This is a genomic window from Xanthomonas sp. WHRI 7064, assembly GCF_040202355.2.
GTDB lineage: Bacteria > Pseudomonadota > Gammaproteobacteria > Xanthomonadales > Xanthomonadaceae > Xanthomonas > Xanthomonas arboricola.
Genome location: NZ_CP167821.1, coordinates 1071384 through 1093812 on the forward strand (window position 1 = coordinate 1071384; position 22429 = coordinate 1093812).

At 66.7% G+C, this 22429-nt stretch carries 20 protein-coding genes; 9 read left to right on the plus strand and 11 right to left on the minus strand.

What is annotated here, in order from left to right:
• Nucleotides 1-29: 29 nt before the first annotated feature.
• The 4 genes from ABQY74_RS04510 to ABQY74_RS04525 form a co-directional block, all read right to left on the minus strand.
• The gene (locus tag ABQY74_RS04510) at nt 30-857 is read right to left on the minus strand and encodes a class I SAM-dependent methyltransferase (protein WP_047128151.1); all 828 of its coding nucleotides are present in this window, start codon (nt 855-857) and stop codon (nt 30-32) included.
• Nucleotides 858-885: 28 nt separating this feature from the next.
• A complete protein-coding gene (gene dusB / locus ABQY74_RS04515; RefSeq protein ID WP_047128152.1) occupies nt 886-1884 on the minus strand; it encodes a tRNA dihydrouridine synthase DusB in 999 nt (332 codons plus the stop codon).
• A 306-nt stretch (nt 1885-2190) separates the two neighbouring features.
• Nucleotides 2191-3147, minus strand: a complete 957-nt coding sequence (locus ABQY74_RS04520; RefSeq protein ID WP_039530636.1) for a ribokinase — start codon at nt 3145-3147, stop codon at nt 2191-2193.
• 78 nt (nt 3148-3225) lie between these two features.
• The gene (locus ABQY74_RS04525) at nt 3226-4524 is read right to left on the minus strand and encodes a NupC/NupG family nucleoside CNT transporter (protein ID WP_016903833.1); all 1299 of its coding nucleotides are present in this window, start codon (nt 4522-4524) and stop codon (nt 3226-3228) included.
• Nucleotides 4525-5876: 1352 nt separating this feature from the next.
• Here ABQY74_RS04525 and ABQY74_RS04530 point away from each other — a divergent pair.
• The 6 genes from ABQY74_RS04530 (at nt 5877) to ABQY74_RS04555 (ending at nt 11653) form a co-directional block, all read left to right on the plus strand.
• Complete coding sequence (locus tag ABQY74_RS04530) at nt 5877-6845, plus strand: aldo/keto reductase (protein WP_349793634.1); 969 nt, start codon at nt 5877-5879, stop codon at nt 6843-6845.
• Nucleotides 6846-7177: 332 nt separating this feature from the next.
• Nucleotides 7178-7417 carry a hemin uptake protein HemP gene (gene hemP / locus ABQY74_RS04535; protein WP_024938306.1) on the plus strand — a complete coding sequence of 80 codons (240 nt, stop codon included), beginning with the start codon at nt 7178-7180 and terminating at the stop codon, nt 7415-7417.
• Between the two features lie 156 nt (nt 7418-7573).
• Complete coding sequence (locus ABQY74_RS04540) at nt 7574-9805, plus strand: TonB-dependent hemoglobin/transferrin/lactoferrin family receptor (RefSeq protein WP_349793632.1); 2232 nt, start codon at nt 7574-7576, stop codon at nt 9803-9805.
• A gap of 5 nt (nt 9806-9810) precedes the next feature.
• Nucleotides 9811-10443 carry a hemin transporter gene (locus tag ABQY74_RS04545; protein WP_047128156.1) on the plus strand — a complete coding sequence of 211 codons (633 nt, stop codon included), beginning with the start codon at nt 9811-9813 and terminating at the stop codon, nt 10441-10443.
• Between the two features lie 27 nt (nt 10444-10470).
• On the plus strand, nt 10471-11394 hold the full coding sequence (locus ABQY74_RS04550; RefSeq protein ID WP_349793629.1) for a DUF6607 family protein: 924 nt from the start codon (nt 10471-10473) through the stop codon (nt 11392-11394).
• A gap of 94 nt (nt 11395-11488) precedes the next feature.
• Complete coding sequence (locus ABQY74_RS04555; protein ID WP_166767732.1) at nt 11489-11653, plus strand: hypothetical protein; 165 nt, start codon at nt 11489-11491, stop codon at nt 11651-11653.
• A gap of 127 nt (nt 11654-11780) precedes the next feature.
• Here the strand turns inward: ABQY74_RS04555 and ABQY74_RS04560 are convergent, their stop codons facing one another.
• From ABQY74_RS04560 to ABQY74_RS04590, 7 genes are all read right to left on the minus strand, one after another.
• Nucleotides 11781-12134 carry a DMT family protein gene (locus tag ABQY74_RS04560; RefSeq protein ID WP_024938302.1) on the minus strand — a complete coding sequence of 118 codons (354 nt, stop codon included), beginning with the start codon at nt 12132-12134 and terminating at the stop codon, nt 11781-11783.
• A gap of 186 nt (nt 12135-12320) precedes the next feature.
• Entirely contained in the window at nt 12321-13205 is an 885-nt protein-coding gene (locus ABQY74_RS04565; protein WP_039530625.1) for an ABC transporter permease, read from the minus strand.
• Nucleotides 13202-14041, minus strand: a complete 840-nt coding sequence (locus ABQY74_RS04570) for an ABC transporter ATP-binding protein (protein WP_039530624.1) — start codon at nt 14039-14041, stop codon at nt 13202-13204. Before ABQY74_RS04570 ends, ABQY74_RS04565 begins: the two co-directional genes overlap by 4 nt.
• A 3-nt stretch (nt 14042-14044) precedes the next feature.
• Nucleotides 14045-15091, minus strand: a complete 1047-nt coding sequence (locus tag ABQY74_RS04575) for an ABC transporter substrate-binding protein (protein WP_349793627.1) — start codon at nt 15089-15091, stop codon at nt 14045-14047.
• An 84-nt stretch (nt 15092-15175) separates the two neighbouring features.
• Complete coding sequence (locus ABQY74_RS04580) at nt 15176-16093, minus strand: TauD/TfdA family dioxygenase (protein WP_104570369.1); 918 nt, start codon at nt 16091-16093, stop codon at nt 15176-15178.
• A gap of 194 nt (nt 16094-16287) precedes the next feature.
• Nucleotides 16288-18771: an ABC transporter permease gene (locus tag ABQY74_RS04585; RefSeq protein WP_039530621.1), complete on the minus strand. Its 2484-nt coding sequence runs from the start codon at nt 18769-18771 to the stop codon at nt 16288-16290.
• Nucleotides 18768-19367, minus strand: coding sequence for an ABC transporter ATP-binding protein (locus ABQY74_RS04590; protein WP_372470042.1), 600 nt, complete (start codon nt 19365-19367; stop codon nt 18768-18770). Before ABQY74_RS04590 ends, ABQY74_RS04585 begins: the two co-directional genes overlap by 4 nt.
• 109 nt (nt 19368-19476) lie before the next feature.
• On the opposite strand from ABQY74_RS04590, the gene ABQY74_RS04595 reads away from it, so the two are divergent.
• The 3 genes from ABQY74_RS04595 (at nt 19477) to ABQY74_RS04605 (ending at nt 22379) form a co-directional block, all read left to right on the plus strand.
• A complete protein-coding gene (locus ABQY74_RS04595) occupies nt 19477-20145 on the plus strand; it encodes an arylesterase (RefSeq protein ID WP_180969788.1) in 669 nt (222 codons plus the stop codon).
• Nucleotides 20146-20249: 104 nt separating this feature from the next.
• Complete coding sequence (locus ABQY74_RS04600) at nt 20250-20963, plus strand: response regulator transcription factor (protein ID WP_002811889.1); 714 nt, start codon at nt 20250-20252, stop codon at nt 20961-20963.
• Between the two features lie 144 nt (nt 20964-21107).
• Nucleotides 21108-22379, plus strand: coding sequence for a HAMP domain-containing sensor histidine kinase (locus ABQY74_RS04605; protein WP_039530619.1), 1272 nt, complete (start codon nt 21108-21110; stop codon nt 22377-22379).
• The last annotated feature ends 50 nt before the right edge of the window (nt 22380-22429 follow it).

Here is a 22429-nt window from a genome sequence, read left to right on the forward strand (position 1 = left end):
TACGTCGTAAGCGTGTGCGGTTGACCCGCTCAATACACCGTCGCGCGCGCCTGCACGAACGAGTAGAAGAACACCGCGTTCGGGTCGCTGTGCACCTGCGCCAGTTCGCGGCGCATGCCGTCCACGGTGTCTGCGTTCACCGCGCCGGCCTCGCGCAACTGGTCGGCCGCCGACAGCAGCACTTCTTCCCAGAACCCGATCATGGTCTTGCGCCGGCCCGGCTCGCGGTTGTCCAGATGCAGCGTCTTGATCTCGGTGTGCACATCGCGAAAGCCGCCGGCCAGCAGCAGGTTGCCCAGCTTGGCGCCGACGAACGGGTCGCCGCCCTGGTCGTGCTGGAAATCGTTGAAGGCCATCCAGTAGCGCCACAGGTTGGGCGAATACGGATGCAGCAGGAACGAAGCGTTCATCACCTCAGTGACATACACCGGCGAGCCCGGCAGCAGCACACGCCGCACCTCGTTGAGCACGCGCGCAGGCGAGGGCACATGCTCGAGCACCCAGCACAGGAACGCCGCATCGAACTGACGCGCCTCGAACGGCAGATCGCTGGCATCGGCCTGCTGCAGCGTGTAGCGCTCGCGGCACCATGCCAGCCGTTCCAGATTGGCGCGTGCCGCGCCCAATTGCGCCTCGCTCAGATCCACGCTGGTGACGTGCAGGTCGGGAAAACGGCGCAGCAGGATTTCGGTCTGCGCGCCCACACCGCTGCCCACTTCCAGCAGCCGGCGTGCGCCGCTGTAGTCGATCTGGTTGAACAGCGTGGCTTCCAGCAGGCGCGCCTGTTTGAGCAGGCGTGCCTGTTCGGTGGACGAAAACCCATGCAGATAGGTCGGGGTGTCGCTTGGTGCGGTCATGGCTGCAGCTCCAACAACGCAGGAAAACTCAGGCGGCAACCGACAACGCTGGCGGCACACCGGCGATCAAGGCGTCGAAATACGCGCGGGTCAGCTCCAGCTGCGCTTCCGGGGTTTCGGCGCGATTGACCACCGCACGGAAGTCGGCGCTCTGCGGGTGATCCTTGGCGTACCAGCCCAGATGCTTGCGCGCGATGCGCACGCCCTGCGGCTGCCCATAGAACGCATGCAGTGCTTCCAGATGGCCGAGCAGGGTGTCGCGCACGAACGCCAACGACGGCGGCGGCAACAGCTCGCCGGTGGACAAATAATGCGCCACCTCGCCGAAGATCCACGGGCGCCCCTGCGCGGCACGCCCGATCATCACCGCATCCACGCCGGTCTCGCGCAGCACCTGCGCTGCCTTCTGCGGCGAGTCGATATCGCCATTGGCGATCACCGGAATCTGCAGCGCCGCCTTGATCTGCGCAATCGTGGCGTACTCGGCAGTGCCGGTGTAATGCTGGTCGCGGGTGCGCCCGTGCACGGCCAGCGCGGCGATCCCGCAGTCCTGCGCGATGCGCGCGATGGTCGGGCCGTTGCGGTGATCGCAGTTCCATCCGGTGCGGATCTTCAGGGTCACCGGCACATCCACCGCCTGCACCACCGCGCTGAGGATGCGTGCCACCAGGTCCTCGTCGCGCATCAGCGCCGAGCCGGCCCAGGCGTTGCAGACCTTCTTGGCCGGGCAGCCCATGTTGATGTCGATCAGCTGCGCACCGTGGTCGACGTTGTAGCGCGCCGCCTCGGCCAGTTGCTGCGGCTCGGTGCCGGCAATCTGCACGCTGACCGGATCCGGCTCGCCGGCATGATCCATGCGGTGCAGCGATTTGCGCGTGCCCCAGAAGCGCGGGTCGGAGATGGTCATCTCCGACACCGCCAGCCCGGCGCCCAGCCGCTTGCACAGCAGCCGGAACGGCTTGTCGGTGACGCCGGCCATCGGGGCCAGGATCACTTTCGGGTCGATGGAGTAGGGGCCGATCTGCATGGTGGCATTGTAGCTGGGTGGGGGATTGGGGAATCGGGAATCGGGAATCGGGAATAAGGTGGCGCGTCAGCGCCGGATGAGGGTAAAAGTGCCCGACGCGGCATGACGCCAGGTACCGCCGCCCAGATTGCTATCCGATGAAGAGAACCGAAGCTCAGCGCAGCCGGGTTTGTAGCGTCCGTCGATGGACAGGCCTCAACATGCCGTTCGCGGATCGAAGCGGTCTCCTGTGTATGCCGACGCCTTGAACGCAAAAGGCGACCGCATCGCTGCGATCGCCTTCGTTGTTTGCTTGAAGCGTGCGGATCACACGGCCGATTCGGGCACCATGCGCGGCATCGAGGTGGCGGCGCCTTCCACTTCGGTGGAGCGCGCGGCGTAGCGGGTGGCAAAACGCACGTGAGTGATGAAGCTGGCAGTCGGCGCCTGCGCCAGCGAGGCCACCAGCGCGCCGTTGAACGCGTCGCCGGCGCCGGTGGTGTCCACCGTCTGCGCGCTTTCCGCGCCCACGCGGTAATGCGCGGCCGTGTCGCCGCGCAGCTGTTCTTCCGCATGCGAGATGAAGGCGCCCACCGATCCCAGTGTCACCACCACGGTACCGCCCGGCAGCAGCTTGCGGCACAGCGAATGCAGCGTGTTGCCGTCCAGCGCCGCCACATCGTCGGCATTGATGCGTTCGCCGACGTGCCGGCCGAGCAGGGCCGCAAATTCGGTTTCGTTGGGCGTCAGCACGTCCGACAGCTTGAGCAGGCCGATCGAGGTCGGCGCGTTGGCCGGTGCGGCGTTGAGCACGGTCAGCACGCCGCATTCGCGTGCCAGCGCCAGCGCCGACTCGATGGTCTCCGCCGGCGATTCCAGCTGCGCCAGCAACACGCCGGACGAGGCCACCAGCGCGCGCTGGTTGTCCACAAACGCTGCGCTCAGCACCGAGTTGGCACCGGCGCCGATCACGATGGTGTTGCGGCCGTGCGCGTCGACATAGATGCCGCCGGTGCCGGTCGGCTCATTGCTGGGCTCGGCGATCAACGCAAAGCCGTCGTGCGCAGCCAGCGAGCGCGCCAGCGCGCCGCCGGCATCGTCGCCCAGCGCGCACAGGAAGTGCGTCCTGGCGCCGGCACGTGCGGCCGCGACCGCCTGGTTGAAGCCCTTGCCACCCGGGCCGGTGCTGTAGCGACCGGCGATGGTGGCACCCGGCGCAGGCAGGACATCACAGCGCCACACGTGATCGACATTGAAGGACCCGACAACGACGACCGAACTCATAAATACCCTTGACTTGAATGACTGAATGAAACGTGGCGTGCGGCGATTAGACCGTCACACCGATGAACCCGCACCGCCTCAACCGAAATGCGAGAGCACGCCGGCAATGGTAGCGGTCATGAACGTGGCGATCGAACCGCCCAGCACTGCGCGCAGGCCGAACTTGGCCAGATCGTGACGGCGTTCCGGTGCCAGCCCGCCGATGCCACCGATCTGGATCGCAATCGAGCTGAAGTTGGCAAAGCCGCACAGCGCATACGTGGCGATCAGCCGACCTTCCGCGCTCAGGCCCACGCCCGGCACTTCGCCCTTCACGATACGCGACAGCTCGCTGTAGGCGACGAACTCGTTGATCACCACCTTCTGCCCGATCAGCGAACCGACCGTGGTCGCGTCCACCCACGGGGTGCCGATCACCCAGGCGATCGGCGCCAGCACGTAGCCGAAGATCGTCGACAGGTTGGTCGGCCGGCCCAGCAGCGCGGCGGCGCCGGTGATCTCGCCCAGCCAGGTCAGCGGTGCGTTGATCAAGGCGATCAGCGCAATGAAGGCCAGCAGCATCGCGCCGATGTTCAGCGCCAGCCGCAAACCGTCGCCGGCGCCTGCGGCCGCCGCATCGATGACGTTGCTGGTGGTCTTTTCCACTTCCATCTTGACCGTGCCGCGGGTCAGCGGGGTGCCGGTCTCCGGCACCAGCAGCTTGGCCACCACCAGGGTGGCGGGCGCGGCCATGATGCTGGCAGCGAGCAGATGCTTGGCATAGAACGCCTGCTGCGCGGGGTCGCTGCCACCGAGCATGCCGACATAGGCGGCCAGCACGCCGCCGGCGATATGCGCCATGCCGCCGATCATCATCGTCAGCAGCTCGGACTGGGTCATCTTGGGGATGTACGGACGCACCGTCAGCGGCGCTTCGGTCTGGCCGATGAACACGCTGGCGCACACGCTGGTGGTTTCCGCGCCGGACACGCGCATCACCTTGGTGATCGCCCACGCCATCGCGCGGACCACCACCTGCATCACGCCCAGGTGGTAGAGCACGCCCATCAGCGCCGAGAAGAAGATGATGGTGGGCAGCACCTGGAACGCAAAGATGAAGCCGTAGCTGTCGATGTTCATCAGGTTGCCGAAAATGAAGGTGGACCCCTCATTGACGAAGCTCAGCACCTTGACGAAGCCCTTGCCCAGCGAATCGAACACATCGCGTCCGCCCGGCACCAGCAATACCAGTGCGGCGAACGAAATCTGCAGCGCCAGACCGGTGGCGACCAGCCTCCAGTCGATCGCGCGGCGGTTGCTCGAAAACAGCCAGGTGATGCCGATGAGCACCGCCAGACCGAACAGGCCGAAACCGATTCTTCCCAAACCTTCGACCATTCCAATCCCCGGGGCTGCTGACGGCAAAACGAGAAGCCTAGAGCAGGGGGTGACCGTGGGCAAGGCGAGCAGCATTCAGGGCCCGCCCGTTGGCCCGCAGGCAAGCCAGGGCGGGCGCGGGCAGTTGCCTGCGCGCGGGCGGGCGAGCCGCGCTTGCGCAAGGTCATGGGGCGGGGGCGTCGATCCGCTGCCCGTGCGTCGCTCGCAAAGACCGCACCCCGAAGCACGGTCACCCGACCGGATGCCGCTTTTCCTTTCAGCCGTCGACGAAAGCCGGTGCTGCCTGCGCGCGTACCGGCATGGAACCTGGAGCGGCATGGATGCCGCGCCAGAGCCGACACGGACGTACTTGCGGCGGGTCCCATGCCGGTACGCGTGCAAGCGCCCGCAGCAGACCGAAGCATTCGCGTGGAACTCTAGATGTCGTGCACAGGATTGATCGGTGTGCGGAGCCGGTCGGCGGCGCGGCGCCGCATCCGGTATCGGGACACGCCGTGAATCCGTCCCTGGAGGCTCGGTGGCGGCATCCATGCCGCCACACGGTCCCGCCCCCGGACGCGGCACCACGCTTCCAACATTGCTATCGCTGATCGGCAAGCAATGCTTCAAGCAGGTGTTGATGCCGGCGGATTTTCCTGGCCGATGTAATCGGCAAGCCATTTATCTGCTCACATCGCCAGGATGGACGCTCCGAAGGGCCTCCAGCCCAGCATGCCCTCCGCATTTCTTTCAGCAACCGATAACAACCGGTGGTGCTTGCGCGGGTACCGGCGTGGGACCTTGAGCGGCATGGATGCCGCGCCAGAGCCTACATGGACGTACTTGCGGCGTGTCCCACGCCGGTACGCGTGCAAGCGCCCGCAGCAAACCGAAGCATTCACATCAAACTGGCAGACCACGTACGCGAGGCTGGTCGGCAGCGCGGCGCCGCATCCGGTATCGGGACACGCCGTGAATCCGTCCCTGGAGGCTCGGTGGCGGCATCCATGCCGCCACACGGTCCCGCCCCCGGACGCGACACCACGCTTCCAACATTGCTATCGCTGATCGGCAAGCAATGCTTCAAGCACGTGTTGATGCCGGCGGACTCCGTGGCCGATGTGATCAGTAAGCCATCCATCTACTGGCATGTCGCCAGCGATGGTGACGCTCCGAAAGACTTGCAGACCACCAGGCCCTCCGCATTTCTTTCAGCAACCGACAACAACCGGTGGTGCTTGCGCGCGTGCCTGCCGGCATGGGACCTTGAGCGGCATCGATGCCGCGCAACCCTGTCGCCCCGGTAGCACCACGTCCTACACTGCGCACGCCGATCCGGGGCAGGGCGCCGCGGAGGTTGCTGGAGTCTGCCAATGCAATACCGTCGTCTGGGGTCCACCGGGCTGCAGCTGTCGGCCCTGTCGTTCGGGGCCTGGGTCACCTTCGGCAAGCAGATCGGGCGCAGCGAAGCGCGCAACCTGATTGCCGCCGCCTGGGACAACGGCATCAATTTCTTCGACAACGCCGAGGTCTACGCACGCGGCCGCGCCGAGGAGGTGATGGGCGATGTGATCGCCGACCTGCGCCTGCCGCGCGATGGTTACTGCGTGTCGAGCAAGGTGTTCTTCGGCGCGGTGGACAGCCCGCGTCCGACCCAGCGCGGACTCTCGCGCAAGCATGTCACCGACGCCTGCCATGCCGCGCTCAAGCGCCTGCGCGTGGACTATCTGGACCTGTACTTCTGCCACCGGCCCGATCCGGACACGCCGATCCGCGAAACCGTGCGCAGCATGGATGCCCTGATCCGCCAGGGTAAGGTGCTGTACTGGGGCACCTCCGAGTGGAGCGCCGAGCAGTTGCGTGAGGCCATCAGCATCGCCGAGCAGGAACACCTGCACGCTCCGGCGATGGAGCAGCCGCAGTACAACCTGCTGCACCGTGACCGGCTGGAGCGCGAATACGCGCCGCTGTGCGAGGGCGGGCTGGGCACCACGATCTGGTCGCCGCTGGCCTCGGGCCTGCTGACCGGTAAGTACAACGCCGGCGTGGACGCGGACAGCCGCCTCGGCCAGCCGGGCAATCAATGGCTGCAGGACGAAGTGCTGGGCGCACCGGAAGCGCGCCGCCTGGAACGTGCCCGCGCGTTCTGTGCGTTGGCCGCTGAGCTGGGGCAGTCGCCCGCACGCCTGGCCATCGCCTGGTGCCTGCGCAACCCGCACGTGTCCACGGTGATCCTGGGGGCCAGCCGGGTCACGCAGCTGGAAGAAAATCTCGGCGCGCTGGAGACCCTGACCCAGGTCGATGCCGACGGTTGGGCACGGGTGGAGGCGGCGACGCGCTGAGGAATGCCCCATGCGGTGGGTGCAAGTGCGGGACGGTTGGCTGCGACGCTTTTTCGTCGGGCGCTTCAAAACAAGCGAGAAGCCGCATCTGACCGGTCGTGCACGTCAGCCAACCACTGCGGGGCAAGGTGCGTCATGCCAGTCGCGCTTTCGCTTGTCAGTGCGTGCCTTCCACCTGCGATGTAATCAGCAAGGCCAACGTCACCGTGCGTAAAAACCGCCGGTGGAACCGGTGGCTAGATCCTTTCAATAGACATGGTGAATCGAAATTGCTCAACCCATGTAAAGGTCGTGTCGAGAAGATGAGAATGGCTCTTGATCATTAAATGAGAATGGTTATTATTTGTCTGGCCAACCGATTGGAGATCCAGATCATGACCGCTCATCCCGTGCTACTCCGCTCCGAACCGGTCAACCTGCGCGACCGCGCTGCGCCGCGTGCCGTCCCCGCAGAAGACCTCATCAGCAGCGAGGCGCTGCTCAAAGGCCGTCGCGAAGTGCTGATCCAGCATGGCGACCGCGTCTACCGCCTGCGCCATACCAGCAACGACAAGCTCATCCTGACCAAGTAAGTTCCACCCTCCGATTCCGCGCATTGGCGCAGGGAATCGGGTTGCCTGCCGCGGGCGTTGCCGCCGCCGTCCGCGCACCCCACGCTGTCCCCCGGCGGCCGGTCGCGGCCTAGTCTGCAGCACACGCTGCCGGGAACTTCCCTTCAAAGGTTCCCGATGATTCGCCTGCATCCGCTGGTGGTCGCGCTGTCGCTTGCGCTGCCCGCTCTTCCGTTGAGTGCCCACGCTGCCGACCTTGCCGCCAATGGTGACGCCGCGCGTGAGGTCCACGACTTCGACCGCTTGCAGGTGACCGCCACGCGCACCCAGCGTGCCCTGGTCGATGTGCCGAGCACGGTGGATGTGATCGATCGCGAGCAACTGGACAACCAACTGGTGCGCGAGCTCAAGGATCTGTTCCGCTACACGCCCGGCGTGTCGGTGACCAGCAGCAGCGGCCGCTTCACCGGCGCCAACGGCATCCGCATCCGCGGGCTGGACGGCAACCGCGTGGCGATCCTGGTCGACAACGTCCCGGTGTCGGACACCTTCAGCTTCGGCAGCTACCTCAACGCCAACCGCAACTTCGTCGATCTGGAAACGCTCAAGCGCGTCGAAGTGGTGCGCGGGCCGGCCAGCTCGCTGTACGGCTCCGACGCGCTGGGTGGCGTGGTGGCCTTCGTCACCAAGGATCCATCCGATTACCTGAGTGCCGACAAGCACAGCTATGTCGGCCTGAAGTTCGGCTACGAAGGCGACTGGAACGGCCTGTTCGCCGGCGCCACCGGCGCATTCGGTGGCGAGCGCTGGAGCGGCATGGTGGCGGTCAGTCATCGCCAGGGCCAGGAAGCACAGAACCAGGGCGACAACCGCAGCCGCGATTTCACCCGTACTGCGGCCAACCCGCAGCGCATCGATGGCCGCAGCGTGCTGGCCAAGCTGGTGTACGCGCCCAGCGCGCAGCAGCGTTTCAAGCTCACCGTGGAAGGCAACGAAGACTACGGCAGCATCGAGGCATTGACCGGCATCGACCCGCGTGTGACCACGCCATCGCAGCGCATCCTGTCGCAGGACGGACGCGACCATCAGACCCGCGCGCGCGTCTCGCTGCGCCACGAACTGGATGCGTTGGATTGGGCGCTGGCCGACGATCTGCAGTGGCAGCTGTATCGCCAGGACAGCGAGAGCCTGCAGCGTACCGACGAGCTGCGCGGCAACAACACCCGCCGTCATAACGAACACAACTTCGATCAGCGCGTGTACGGCCTGCTGGTCAACGCACACAAAGCCATCGACACCGGCACGCTTAGCCACGACATCACCTACGGGCTGGACGGCACCTGGACCGACACCCGCGCCAAGCGCGATGGCTACTCGGTCAATCTGGCCAATGGAGTGGTCACCAATCGCGTGGGTCAGGACGTGTTCCCGGTGCGCGATTTCCCCAAGAGCGAGACTACCAAGCTCGGGCTGTATGCGCAGGACGAGATCCGCCTGTTCGATGGCCAGCTGTCGCTGACGCCCGGGGTGCGCGTGGATTACTTCCGGCTGTCGCCGCAGGTGGACGACATCTTCCGCGAAGACAATCCCGGCGTTGCCGCCGAGACCATCGATGAAACGCAGGTGTCTCCCAAGTTCGGTGCGGTGTGGCGGTTTTCGGATGCCTGGTCGGCGTATGCCAATTACGCGCACGGCTTCCGCGCGCCGCCATACAACGACGTCAATATCGGCTTCACCAATCTGCAGGCGCGCTACACCGCCATCGCCAATCCAGACCTGAAATCGGAGACTAGCCGCGGTGGCGAACTGGGGCTGCGTTTCAACGATGCAGTCGGCTATCTGGGTGTCAGCGTGTACTACACCGACTATCGCAACTTCATCGAATCGTATGCGCCGGCCGGCTTCAATGCCGAAGGGCTGATGCTGTTCCAGTCGCGCAACGTGGACGATGTGGTGATCAAGGGCGCCGAAGCGCGCGGCGGAATCGATCTGGGTGCACTGGCCGGCTGGCAGGGTTGGTCGCTCAACAGCGCCGTGGCGTATGCGGAAGGCGACAATCTCACCGACGACACTCCGCTCAACTCGGTCGACCCGCTGCGCGGCACGCTCGGCGTGGCCTTCGACAGCGATGCCTGGGGGGCGGAACTGATCGGCACCTTCGTCGCGCGCAAGCGTCGCCCGCAGCTGGACAGCTACTACACCCCGGCCGGCTACGCCACGCTGGACCTGTTGGGGCATTGGGAGTTCGCACCCGGTGCCAAGGTCACTGCCGGCATCTTCAATCTCGCCGACCGCCGCTATGTGGACTGGAATGCGCTGCCCAACGGTACGCTGGCCAGCAGCACGGTGATCGATCGCTTCACCGGCGCCGGGCGCACCGCCTCGGTCAGCCTGGCGGTGAGCTGGTAGCGGCCATGCCCATCGCCCGCCCGCTGCCGTCGTTGCCGCATGCACGTGCCACCCGCGCCGCGCTGCCGCGTCCGCAGCAGTTGGCGGCGTTGGGCACGGTGCTGTGCCTGTACCGGCCCGCATTGGGCAACGAACTGGATGGCTGGCAGCACGCGGTGGATGCGGCGGCGTGCCGGCAGGTCGACAGCGATGGCGTGCGCGAGAGCATCTGGTTTTTCGATGCCGAGGGACAGTGCTGCTGGCGCATCTGCCTGCTGCCTGACAGCGATTTCCTGATCTGGGATCGCCTGGTCTCGCGGCTGCCGCCGTTGCCGATGGAAACCCATGAGCTGGGCGTCGGCGAGCGGCTGTGGCGTCGTCTGGCCGGGCGCATGCGTGGGGAGGCGTGGCGCTTGAGCGCGCTGCGCCTGCAGGCCGCCGCCACCCGCGAGCAGCCGTTTGTCGCCAGCCTGGCGACCGTGTCGGCGCTGGGTGCGGAGGTCGCCGCACGCCTGGCGCGCGAAGAGGGCATCGACGGCCGCGTGGCGGTGGACGATTGCTGCTGTGCGCGCGCTGCCGCCTTGCGCACGGCCTCCGCCACATCCAGCAACAACAACCCATCCGACATGACCACGTCGCTGGTGCGCCTGCGCCGCTGACGTCTCCAACCACTCCCGAGAGTTCCGATGAGCCGAACGTTTTCCCGTTGTATCGCAGTGACGCTGAGCCTGTTGCCGTTGATTGCCGCCGCCGATGCCCAGCGCGATCGGCAGAGCATCCTGGCGATGCAGGGCGAATACGCGGTGGACTTTGCCTTCGACGAGACGGTGTTGCTCAAGCCCGGTTACGAGCGTGCATCGGCCATGCGCAGCGGCGCCAGCGAAGTGGTGATCGTGGTGGAGGATTCACCGCGCAAGCTGGTGTTGCAGCATCTGCTGGTCGACGAGAAGAGCAAGCACGTGACCAAGCATTGGCGGCAGGACTGGATCTACGAGGCGCCGCAGCGTTTCGAATTCAGCGCCGATCAGACCTGGACGGTGCACGCGTTGCCGCCGGCAGTCACCACCGGCGCCTGGACCCAGTGCGTCTACGAGGTCAGCGACGCGCCACGCTATTGCGGCACCGGGCGCTGGGACTATGCCGACGGCCATCCCACCTGGACCAGTGATCTGAGCTGGCGCCCGTTGCCGCGCCGCGAGTACACCAAGCGCAGCGACTACAACGCGCTCGCGGTGATCAATCGCCACACGCTCACGCCCAACGGCTGGACCCACGAACAGTTCAACACCAAGGTGCTGCGCAAGCCCGACGGCAGCCAGGAAGCGATCGCGCGCGAGTTCGGCTTCAACGATTACCGCAAGACCACCGAGGTCGACTTCGCCCCGGCCTATGCGTACTGGAAGGGCACCCAAGGCTACTGGGCCAAGGTGCGCACGCGCTGGGCCAGGTTTCTCGATACGCCACCCGGCCTGCATCTGAAGACCAAGCCGGACGGCATGGCGATGATCATGCCGATGTTCCAGCAGGCCGAGGCGGTGCAGAGCGGCAAGCGGATCAAGGACGCGCAGCTGGACGCGGTGTTCGCGCAGTGGGCCGAACCGGCGAACTAGGCACCCGCATGCCGTAGGAGCGCACCCGGGCGCGACGTGGCATTCCCAAGAACGCCCATCGCGCCGCAGGACGCTCACGCGAGGTCGCGCCCTGGTGCGCTCCTACCAGCGAGACGGCTGGAAGGCGCCCAGCAAGCCGGACGGCATGGCGATGATCATGCCGATGTTCCAGCAGGCCGAGGCGGTGCAGAACGGCAAGCGGGTCAAGGACGCGCAGTTGGACGCGGTATTCGCGCAGTGGGTCGAACCGGCGAACTAGGCACCCGCATGCCGTATGAGCGCACCCGGGCGCGACGTGGCATTCCCGAGAAGGCCCATCGCGCCGCGGGACGCTCACACGAGGTCGCGCCCGGGTGCGCTCCTACCGGAGAGACGGCGCTTGGTGGTTATTCCTTGAACATCAGGAATGCCGCGACCAGGATCAAGCCGAATGCGGCCCAGTGATTCCATTTCAACGACTGGCCCAGGTAGAAGGTCGAGAAGCCGGCGAACACCAGCAGCGTGATCACTTCCTGCATGCCCTTGAGCTGCGGCGCCGAGTACACCGCGCTGCCCAGGCGGTTGCCCGGTACCTGCAGGCAGTATTCGAAGAACGCGATGCCCCAGCTGACCAGGATCGCGATCATCAGCGGCGTGCTCTTGTACTTCAGATGCCCGTACCAGGCAAAGGTCATGAACACGTTGCTGGCGATCAGCAACAGCACCGGATACAGATAGGCAGTGAAGGGGGCGGTAGGCATGACGGCAGACGGCAGGTAAGGGGCCGGCAGCATAAGCCAGCCCCGTTAAGCGCACGCGACCGTGCCGATGAGCCCGGCACGTGGGCTCAGGGCGTTGGTGGCCGGCGCAACACGTTCATCTGCAGCGTGGCCAGGCAAAACGCCTGGCCACGCATCGCTGCGCTCGCAGCGCCTGCGGTCATCCCGCTAGCGCTGCATGCCCCAGCGGCGCACGGTCAGCCGCTCGATGGCCTGGAACACCACGCCCTCCACCAGCAGGCCCAGCACGATCACCATCGCCAGGCCGGCGAACACGCGGTCGGTATAAAGCTCGTTGCGGTTCTGGAAGATGTACCAGCCCAGGCCGCCCTGGCCGGAGGTGGCGCCGAACACCAGCTCGGCGGCGATCAGGGTGCGCCAGGCGAAGGCCCAGCCGATCTTCAGCCCGGACAGGATCGCCGGCAGCGCGGCGGGAATCAGCAGCTGCGCCACGTAGCGCGGCCCACGCAATCCGTAATTGCGCCCGGCCATACGCAGGGTTTCCGGCACCGCCTGGAAACCGGCGTAGGTGGTCAGCGCCAGCGGCCACAGCACTGAATGCACCAGCACGAACACCAGGCTGCCGGTGCCCAGGCCGAACCACAGCAAGGCCAGCGGCAGCAGCGCGATCGCCGGCAGCGGATTGAACATGGCGGTCAGCGTGCCGAGCACGTCGCGGCCCCAGCGCGTGGAAGCGGCCAGCGCGGTCAGCACGAAGGCCAGCACCACGCCGAGCGCATAGCCCTGCGCCAGCACGCGTAGCGAAGCGCCCACGCGGCGCAGCAACTCGCCGGACAGCAGCCCGTCGTAGAACGCGCGCGCGGTCTGCAGCGCGCTGGGCAGCATCAGATCGTCGCCAACCACGCGTGCGGCGATCTCCCACACCGCGACCAGCACCACCAACACCAGCGCCTTGCGCAGCCACGGCGGTGCCTGCCAGCGCGTTGGCGCGGCGGCTGCAACCAATGCCGGGTCCAGCGGCTGCAGGGCGACTTCGTACTCGGCCCGCACCGGCGGAAGCGGCGGCAGCGCGGTGGCGGTACTGCGGCTCATGGCAGCGCCTCGCGTTGGCGTTCGGCCGGGCGACGCAGCGGCGCCACCTTGGCGTCATCCAGGGCATCGTCGGGCAGGTCGAACAGTAGCCGATGAATGCGCTGTGCGGTCTGCTGGAACGCCACGCTGCCGGCGCTGTGCGGGCCGAACGCATGCGCGTTGAGCTCGGCGCGCACCTGGCCCGGATGCGGCGACAACAGCAGCACGCGATTGCCGACCACCAGCGCTTCCTCGATCGAATGGGTGACGAACAACAAGGTGAAGCGCGATTGCTCCCACAGCTCCAGCACCTGCTCCTGCATGCGCGAACGCGTCAGCGCATCGAGTGCGGCGAACGGCTCGTCCATCAGCAACACGCGTGGGCGCATCGCCAATGCGCGCGCAATCGCCACGCGTTGCTTCATGCCGCCGGACAATGTGTGCGGGTAGGCCTGGGCAAACGCGCTCAGCCCGACCTGCGCCAGGCTGTCGTCGGCACGTTCGCGCGCTTCGGCGCGCGACAGCTTGCGGGCTGCGCGCAGGCCGAACACCACGTTCTCGCGCACGGTCTTCCAGGGCGCCAGCTGATCGAATTCCTGGAACACCACCACCCGGTCCGGCCCCGGCCCGGTGACCGCCTTGCCATCCAGACGGATCTGCCCCTCGCGTGGGGTGACGAAGCCGGCCACCGCCTTGAGCAGGGTGGATTTGCCGCAACCCGAAGGCCCCAGCAGCACGAAGCGGTCGGCTTCATGCACATCGAAACGCACGCGATGGGTGGCGCGCACCACGCGTTGCGCCGAGGCGTATTCCAAGCTGACGTGATCGACCTGCAGCAAGGGTGTGGACGGACTCATCGCTCAGCTCCCGCCCGCAATCAGCGGATCGTCGAAGAAGTAGTCGCTCAGCTTGCGCGGGGTCTGCTTGATCGCGCCGCTGTGCTGCATGAACTTGCCCAGCCCCAGCGTGTTCTGCGGCACCACGGTGAACTGCACTTTCGGGTCCTTGAGGATCTGCAGCACCAGCGCGCGATCGATGCTCGAGCCATTGCGACGCAGGAAGATATCGGCCGCCTGCTCCGGATGCGCGGTGACGAAGCGTGCGGCCTGATCCAGCGCCGCGACGAAGGCGCGATAGGTTTTGGGATTGTTGCGGCGGAATTTCTCGGTGGCATACAGCACGGTGGCCGAGGAGGGGCCACCTTCGATCTCGTAGGAGCTGGTTACGATGTGCGCGGCCGGGTTGCGCGCCAGTTCCTGCTCCTGAAATGGCGGGCTGGCGAAATGCGCGGTGATCTCGGTGCGGCCACGGATGATCGCGGCGGCCGCGTCCGGGTGCGGCAAGGCGACCTGCAGCGGATCCAGCTGGTGGGTGCCCTTGTCGCCCCAGCGTTGCTGGGAGGCGTGCTGCAGGAAACGCGACTGCACCGACACGCCGGTGGCCGGCACCGCGATGCGGTCCTGCGGGGTGAAATCGCCGATGCTCTTGATGCGCGGATTGTTGCTGATCAGGTAGTACGGGAAGTTGCCCAGCGACGCCACGCCGCGCACGTTCTGGCGGCCATGCGTGCGGTCCCAGATGGTGAACAACGGCCCGACACCGGCACCGGCGATATCGATCGAACCGGTCAGCAAGGCATCGTTGACGGCGGCGCCACCGGACAGCTGCAGGAACTGCACGTCGATATCCACGCCGGCGGCCTTGCCCTGCTGCTCGATCAGCTTCTGATCCTGTGCCACGTCCAGCAACAGATAGACGATGCCGAACTGTTTGGCGATGCGCAGCTTTCCTTCGGCCTGCGCATGCGCACTGTGCAGCAACGGCAATGCGGCCAGGAGCAGCAGCGCGATACGTCGGGAGAAACGTCGGCGCTGCGGACGTGCGTGAGAGGTGACGGTCAAACGCATGCGGCGCTCCAGTCGAGGGGGGAGGAAGAAGGCGCATTTCCCAGCGCATTACGTGTTGCGAAACGCGCGCGAGGCAGCACCCGGCTAGAACGGCGCATCGCCTTCGATGGTGGTGCGGTTGAGCCGACGACGCAGGTGATCGGGCGTGCCGGCGGCCAGATGCATGACCGAGCGGTTGTCCCAGAACACCATGTCGTGCGGCTGCCAGCGATGCCGATACACCAGCGCATCGCCGGTGCTGTGTTCAAACAAGGCCTGCAGCAGTGCAGCACTTTCGTCGTCGGGCAAGCCGACGATGCGGGTGGTGAAATGCTCGCTGACAAACAGCGCTTTCTGGCCGGTTTCCGGATGGGTGCGCACGATTGGATGCTGCACGGGCTTCACTTCGGCAATCTGCTCCGGCGTCAGCGCCGGGCGCCACGGATTGCGCGCACGCAGTTCTTCGTACTTGGCCAGATAGCTGTGCTCGGCACGCAGGTCCTGCACCGCGTGCTTGAGCGCGTCGGGCAGGGTCTGCCAGGCCAGATGCTGGTTGGCGAACAAGGTGTCGCCGCCCTCGCTGGGCAGTTCCTGCGCATGCAACAGCGAGCCCAGGCTGGGGGTGTCCTTGTACGACAGATCCGAGTGCCAGTAGTGGCCGGCATCGCCCAGGCCGATCGGCTCGCCGTTCTCCTTGATGTTGGACACCACCAGCACTTCCGGATGTCCGCGCAACTGGAAGTTGCGCAGCACATGAATCTGCAACGGGCCGAAGCGACTGCTGAAAGCGACCTGCTGCGCCGGCGTGATGCGTTGCTCGCGGAACACCAGCACGTGGTAGTCCAGATGCGCCTGATGGATGCGCGCGAAGGTGTCTGCATCCAGCGGCTGCGACAGATCCAGACCGATCACCTCGGCGCCCAGCGGGGCATCGAACGGTACGATCCGGACACTGGAAGATTGCTCTGTGGAAACCGCATCGCGCGGCGGCTGCGCACGCGCAGCGGAAGTGACGCTGGCCATGACGGTGGCACCTCGACGGCAACGGATGGCCGCCTGGGCCGGCGGCCGGACACACCACTGTAGGCAGTCCGGTCGCCGCTGCGAACGTACGATTGGCAAGGTGCTTATGCGCTGCCGGTATATGCAGCGGTGCGACGGAACACAAACGGGCGACGCCTGCGCACCGCCCGTCCGCGGGTTCAACCGACCCGGCCTTAGTCGGTCCGCAGTGCCAACGCCGGCGGCGTGGACAGGATGCGTCGCGTGCCCGACCAGCCGGCCAGCAGGCTCAACGCAAGGCCAAACGCGCCGCCGAGCAGCAGGCGCGGCCAGTCCGGCGTCAACGCGATCTCGAACGCTTTCTGCCCGACCACCGCACCGATCACCGCGGCGGCGGTCACCGCCAGCGTCGCCGCCAGCAGGCCGAGCGCGCCGAACTCCACCAGCACCGCGCCGCGCAACTGGCCGCGACGCGCGCCCAGCGTGCGCAGCACCGCGCTGTCATAGCGACGCTCGCCGGCAGTGGCCTGCAAGGCCGCCAGCAGTACCAGCACGCCGGCCAGCAGGCTGAACCCCATCACCAGTTGCACCGCCTGCGCCACCTGGTCGATCACCTCGCGCACGCGGCCGAGGATCGCATCGATATCCAGCACCGAAATATTGGGGTAGTCGCGGCTCAGCGATGCCAGCTTGGGTGCATTGCCGGGCGGCAGGTGGAAGCTGGAAATCAGGTTGTACGGCGCATCGCCGACCGAGCCCTGGTTGAGCAGCAGGAAGAAATTGACCCGGAACGAGTCCCAGTCGGCCTTGCGGATGCTGGTGACGGTGAAGCTGCGCTGCTGCTCGCCCAGCAGCAGGGTGATGCGATCGCCGAGTTTGAGCTGATACCGCTGCGCCCAGCCTTCTTCCACCGAGGCCTCCGGCGCGGTGCTGTCGGCCGCCCAGAACTTGCCTTCCAGCAAGGTGTTTGCCGGCGGAAATGCATGCCGCCAGGAGAAATTGACCGGCCGGTTGTCGCCGTCGCCATCGTCGGCCGGATCGCGGTCGCCGCGCAATGGCGGCTTGTCGTTGATCGCCACCAGGCGCCCGGTCGAAAACGGCTCCACGGCCGCATCCTGCACACCCAGGCCGCGCAGCGTCTGCAATACCGGTTCGGTCTGCTCGGGCTGGATATTCATCAGGAAATAGTTGGGCGTGTCCGCCGGCAGCCGATCGCGCCATTGCCCGAGCAGGCCGGGGCCGACCACCGCCAGCAATAGCAGCGCGCACAACGACAGCGACAGCCCGACCAGCTGCACCACGCTCAGCCCGCGGCGCCGCGTCAGCGAGGCCAGGCCCAGCTTCCAGGCGCCGCGCAGGCGGTGCTGGATCGGCCGCAGCAAGGCCAGCAGGCCCAGTCCCAGCGCCATCGCCACCAGCGCCAATGCAGCCAGGCCACCCAGCACCCAGCCGGCCAGCACCAGGTTGCCGGTCGCGTATACGGTCAGCGCCAGCGTGGCCGCCAATGCCGCGGCGTAGACCAGCAAGGAACTCGGCGGCACCGCGGCAAAGCTGCGGTTGAGCACGCGCATCGGCGGCACGTTGCGCAGCCGCAGCAGCGGCGGCAGGCCGAAGCCCAGCAACAGCACCAGGCCGATGCCTGCACCGGCCAGGGCAGGGGTGGCCTGCGGCAACGGCAGCCGGTTTGGGATCAGGCTACCCAGCGCCTGCACCAGGCCTTCCTGCGCCAGCATGCCCAGCCCGATCCCGACCAGGCAGGCAGGGATCGCGGTCAACAGCAATTGCAGCGACAGCATCGCCAGGATGTCGCGCTGGCGTGCGCCCAGGCAGCGCAATACCGCCACGGTGTCGATACGGCGCATCGCAAAGCGGTTGGCCGCCAATGCAGTGGCCACACCGGACAACAGCACCGCCAGCAACGCCGACAAGGCCAAAAAGCGCCCCGCGCGATCGAACGCCGCGCGCATGCCGCGCTGGGTGTCCTCGATGCCGACCAGGCGGTATTCGCTGGCGCGTGGTTTCAGCCAGGCACGCAAGTCGGCGATGGCCTCCGGCGCACCGGAGAACATCAGCCGGTACGAGGCGCGGCTGCCCGGGCCGAGTAGGCCGGCACCAGCGATATCGGCGCGATTGACCAGCAACGGCGGCGACAGCTGCATCAGCTCGCCGGAGGCATCCGGTTCGGCACGCAGCACGCCGGTGATGGTGAGATGGCCGGCGCCAAATTCCAGCTGTTCGCCCACGCGCAGGCCCAGGGCCTCCAGCAGGCGGGGATCGGCATAGGCCTGGCCCGGCGGTGGTGCGCCCGCAGGCTTGCCCTGCATGCCGGCACTGTCCGAGGACACCAGCAATTGCCCACGCAGCGGGTAGCCCGCGCCGACCCCGCGGATATTGGCCATCTGGCTGGCGTCGCCATGGAACAGCACGCTGGGGAAGCTGACCATGCGCGTGCTCTGCAAGCCACGCCGCTGCGCTTCCTCGGCGAAGTCGGCCGGGATCTCCTGGCGGCCGGTCACGCCCAGATCGCCACCAAGTACTTCGGCCGCGCTGGAGGTCAACGCCAGGGTCACCCGATCGACCAGCGTGCCCACGGCCGTCATCACTGCCACGCCCAGTACCAGCGCGGCGAACACGGTCAGCAGGTCGCCGGCCAGGAATTCGCGGCGCACCGCGCGCGCGGCTTGGCGCAGCACGTTCATGCGGCCGAACCGGGCTGGGCGTGCAGGCGGCCGCTGTCGATGCGGTAGATGTGGTTGCAGCGCTGCGCCAGCGTCATGTCGTGGGTCACCAGCACCAGGGTGGTGTCGCTGGTCGCATTGAGCGCAAACAGCAGGTCGCTGATCTGCGCGCCGGTGGTTTGGTCCAGGCTGCCGGTGGGCTCGTCGGCAAACAGGATGCGCGGTTTGGCCACGAAGGCGCGTGCCAGCGCCACACGTTGCTGCTCGCCGCCGGACAGCTGGCGCGGGTAGTGGCGCGCACGCGCGCTCAGCCCCACCGCATCCAGCACCTCGCGCACCCGCGCCGGATCCTCGCGCCCGGCCAGTTCCAGCGGCAGCGCGATGTTTTCTTCGGCGGTGAGTGCCGGCAGCAGGTGGAAGCTCTGGAACACGAAGCCCACCTCGCGCGCGCGCAGGGCGGCGCGCGCCTCCTCGTCCAACTGGCCCAGCTGCTGGCCGGAGAGCGCGATGCTGCCGCGGCTGGGCAGGTCTAGCCCGGCCAGCAGGCCGAGCAGGGTGGTCTTGCCCGAGCCGGACGCGCCGACGATGGCGATACTGTCGCCTTCACTGACCGTCAAGCTGATGTTGTCGAGGATGTGGAGTGTTCCCTCCGGTCCGCTGACGGACTTGCCGACCTCGCGGACGTCGATGGCGGTGCGGGTGCTGGAGCGGGGGGCCAGACTGTCGATGAGGAATCTCCGAATGCGTGAAAGAACACTGCGATATGGCGCGCTGGTCCTGTGGCTGCTGACACTGTCCCTGCTTGCGCCGGGAATTGCCTCTGCCAAAAGTCCGGTGGCGGCCGCACCGATCCTGGTGGTCGGCGACAGCCTGAGCGCTGCGCACAACATCCCGGTACAGTCCGGCTGGGTCACCTTGCTGGACCAACGCCTCAAGCGTGACATGGCGACGCCACCGGCGGTCGTCAATGCCAGCATCAGCGGCGAAACCACCTCCGGTGCGTTGACGCGGCTGCCCGGCCTGCTACAGAAGCACCGCCCCGGCGTGGTGGTGATCGAACTGGGCGGCAACGATGCGCTGCGCGGCCTGACCCCGGCCCAGCTCAAGGGCAACCTGGAAAAGATGATCCAGCTTAGTCAGCAGGCCGGCGCGAAGGTGCTGCTGCTAGGCATCGATGTGCCGCCCAACTACGGCCCCGCCTACCGTGAGCGCCTGAAGGCGAGCTACGCCGACCTGTCCAGGCAGTACAAGACCGCGCTAGTGCCGTTTTTCCTGGAAAAGGTCGCGCTGCAGCCAGGCCTGATGCAGGCGGACGGCCTGCATCCCACTGCCGCTGCCCAGCCCAGGGTGCTGGAAACGGTGTGGCCAGCGCTGCGTCCGTTGCTCGGGCGCTGACAACCGGCGGCCACCGCGCGCCGTCACAGAACGTTAGTTGGTCTTCACGCCCTTTCCACTGCCGATCCGGCATGTTTCACAAAGCTGAAGACCGAGGAAAGTCCATGCGTCAGACCAAGGAAACGTCCGGCCTCGTGCTGGTCGTCGAAGACAACCGCAATATCTCTGAAATGATCGGCGAGTACCTGGAAGGCCGTGGCTTCGAGGTCGACTACGCGCAGGACGGACTCGACGGCTACCGTCTGGCCGCCGAGAACAGCTACGACGTGGTCGTGCTGGATCTCATGCTGCCACGTCTGGACGGCATCGAAGTGTGTCGCCGCCTGCGTAACGACGCACGCAAGTCCACCCCGGTGCTGATGTTGACCGCCCGCGACACGCTGGACGACAAGCTTACCGGCCTGGGCTTCGGTGCCGACGACTACCTGACCAAGCCGTTCGCGATCCAGGAACTGGAAGCGCGTCTGCGTGCCCTGATCCGCCGCGAGCGCCGCCAGGTCGGCTCGGAAGTGCTCAAGGTCGCCGACCTGGTGCTCGATCCGGTCAGCATGCGCGCCACCCGCGCCGGCACCGAGCTGCAGCTCTCGCCGATCGGCCTGCGCCTGCTCACCATCCTGATGCGCGAGTCGCCGCGGGTGGTCACCCGCCAGGAAATCGAGCGCGAGATCTGGGGCAACGGGTTGCCGGATTCGGACACCTTGCGCAGCCATCTGTACAACCTGCGCAAGATCATCGACAAGCCGTTCGACCGTCCGCTGCTGCACACCGTGCAGAGCGCCGGCTATCGCATCGCCGACATCGCCCAGCCGATGGCCTGATGTCACCGGCCGGCCGCCGCTCTGGTGGCCGGTCACCTCCTCTAGGCGCCCACGCGCCTGTCGCTTCCGCGTGCTGCCGTCTGGCTGCACGACGGGCTTACGGAAGCGTTGCCTATAATCCGGCGCTCTCCCCTGGATGCAGCAATGCCGCACGGGCTCCCACGAAAAATACGTCTCGCCTTCCTGCTGCAGGTCGCCCTGGCGAGCCTGGCGATCGTGCTGGGCGGCTATCTGCTGTCCTTCGTGATCAAGTACAGCCTGGTGCGCACCGTGCTTGCCGACGAGGCAGTGCATTTCTGGCACCTGCACAAGAGCGCGCCGACCAACCCGCCGCCGAATACACGCAACATCCAGGGCTATTTTTCGCCCGCCGGCCAAGCCCGTGACCCTGCGCCAGCAGCCTTGCAGCGGTTGTCGCCGGGCTTCAGTGAAGTAGCCGCCGCCGACGCCCTGGTGTATGTCGATCAACGCCCGGAAGGGCGCTTGTACCTGGTGTTCCCACGCTCGCGTGCGGCGCACCTGACACTCTGGTTCGGGGTGGTGCCGGCGATGCTGGTGCTGCTGGCGATCTATGGCGTGTTCTGGGTGACCTACCGGATTTCCAAGCGGCTGGTCTCGCCGATCAGCTGGCTGGCGCGGCGCGTGTCGCAGTGGGATCCGCGCAATCCGGATGTCGACGAACTGGCGCCGGAGCGGCTGCCTGCCGACCTGCAGGGTGAAACCCGGCAATTGGCCGCCGCGCTGCATGCGCTGGGGCAGAAGGTCAGCGACCATGTCGCACGCGAGCGCAATTTCACCCGCGATGCCAGCCATGAACTGCGCACACCGTTGACGGTGATCCGAGTGGCCAGCGACATGGCGCTGGCCGACGACGAACTGTCGCAACGCACCCAGCGCAGCCTGCGCCGGATCCAGCGTGCCGGCCGCGACATGGAAGCGGTGATCGACGCCTTCCTGATCCTGGCGCGCGAGGCCGAGATCGACCCGCAAAGCGAAACCTTCGATGCCGCCGAACTGGCAAGCGAGGAAGTCGACAGCGCCCGCGAACTGCTGGGCGACAAGCCGGTGTCCCTGACGATGGTCGGCGACCGCAGCCTGCAGATGTTCGCCCCGCCGCGGGTAATGCGCGTGGTGCTCAGCAACCTACTGCGCAATGCCTGCGCCTACACCGACACCGGCAGCATCGAAGTGGAAGTCACCCAGGACCGCATCATCGTGCGCGATACCGGCATCGGCATGAGCGAGGAGGCGCGCGCGCGCGCATTCGAGCCCTTCTTCCGCGCCGATCCCACACGCCCGCAGGGTACCGGCCTGGGCCTGTCGATCGTGCGCCGGCTGTGCGATCGCTTCGGCTGGCGGATCGAGCTGCATAGCGAGTCCGGTGTCGGCACCTCGGTTGCGGTGGTGGTGGCCTGAGGTAGTGGTGGTGTTAGTGACATGCGGGTCGCCTGGAATCGTCTGCTGAC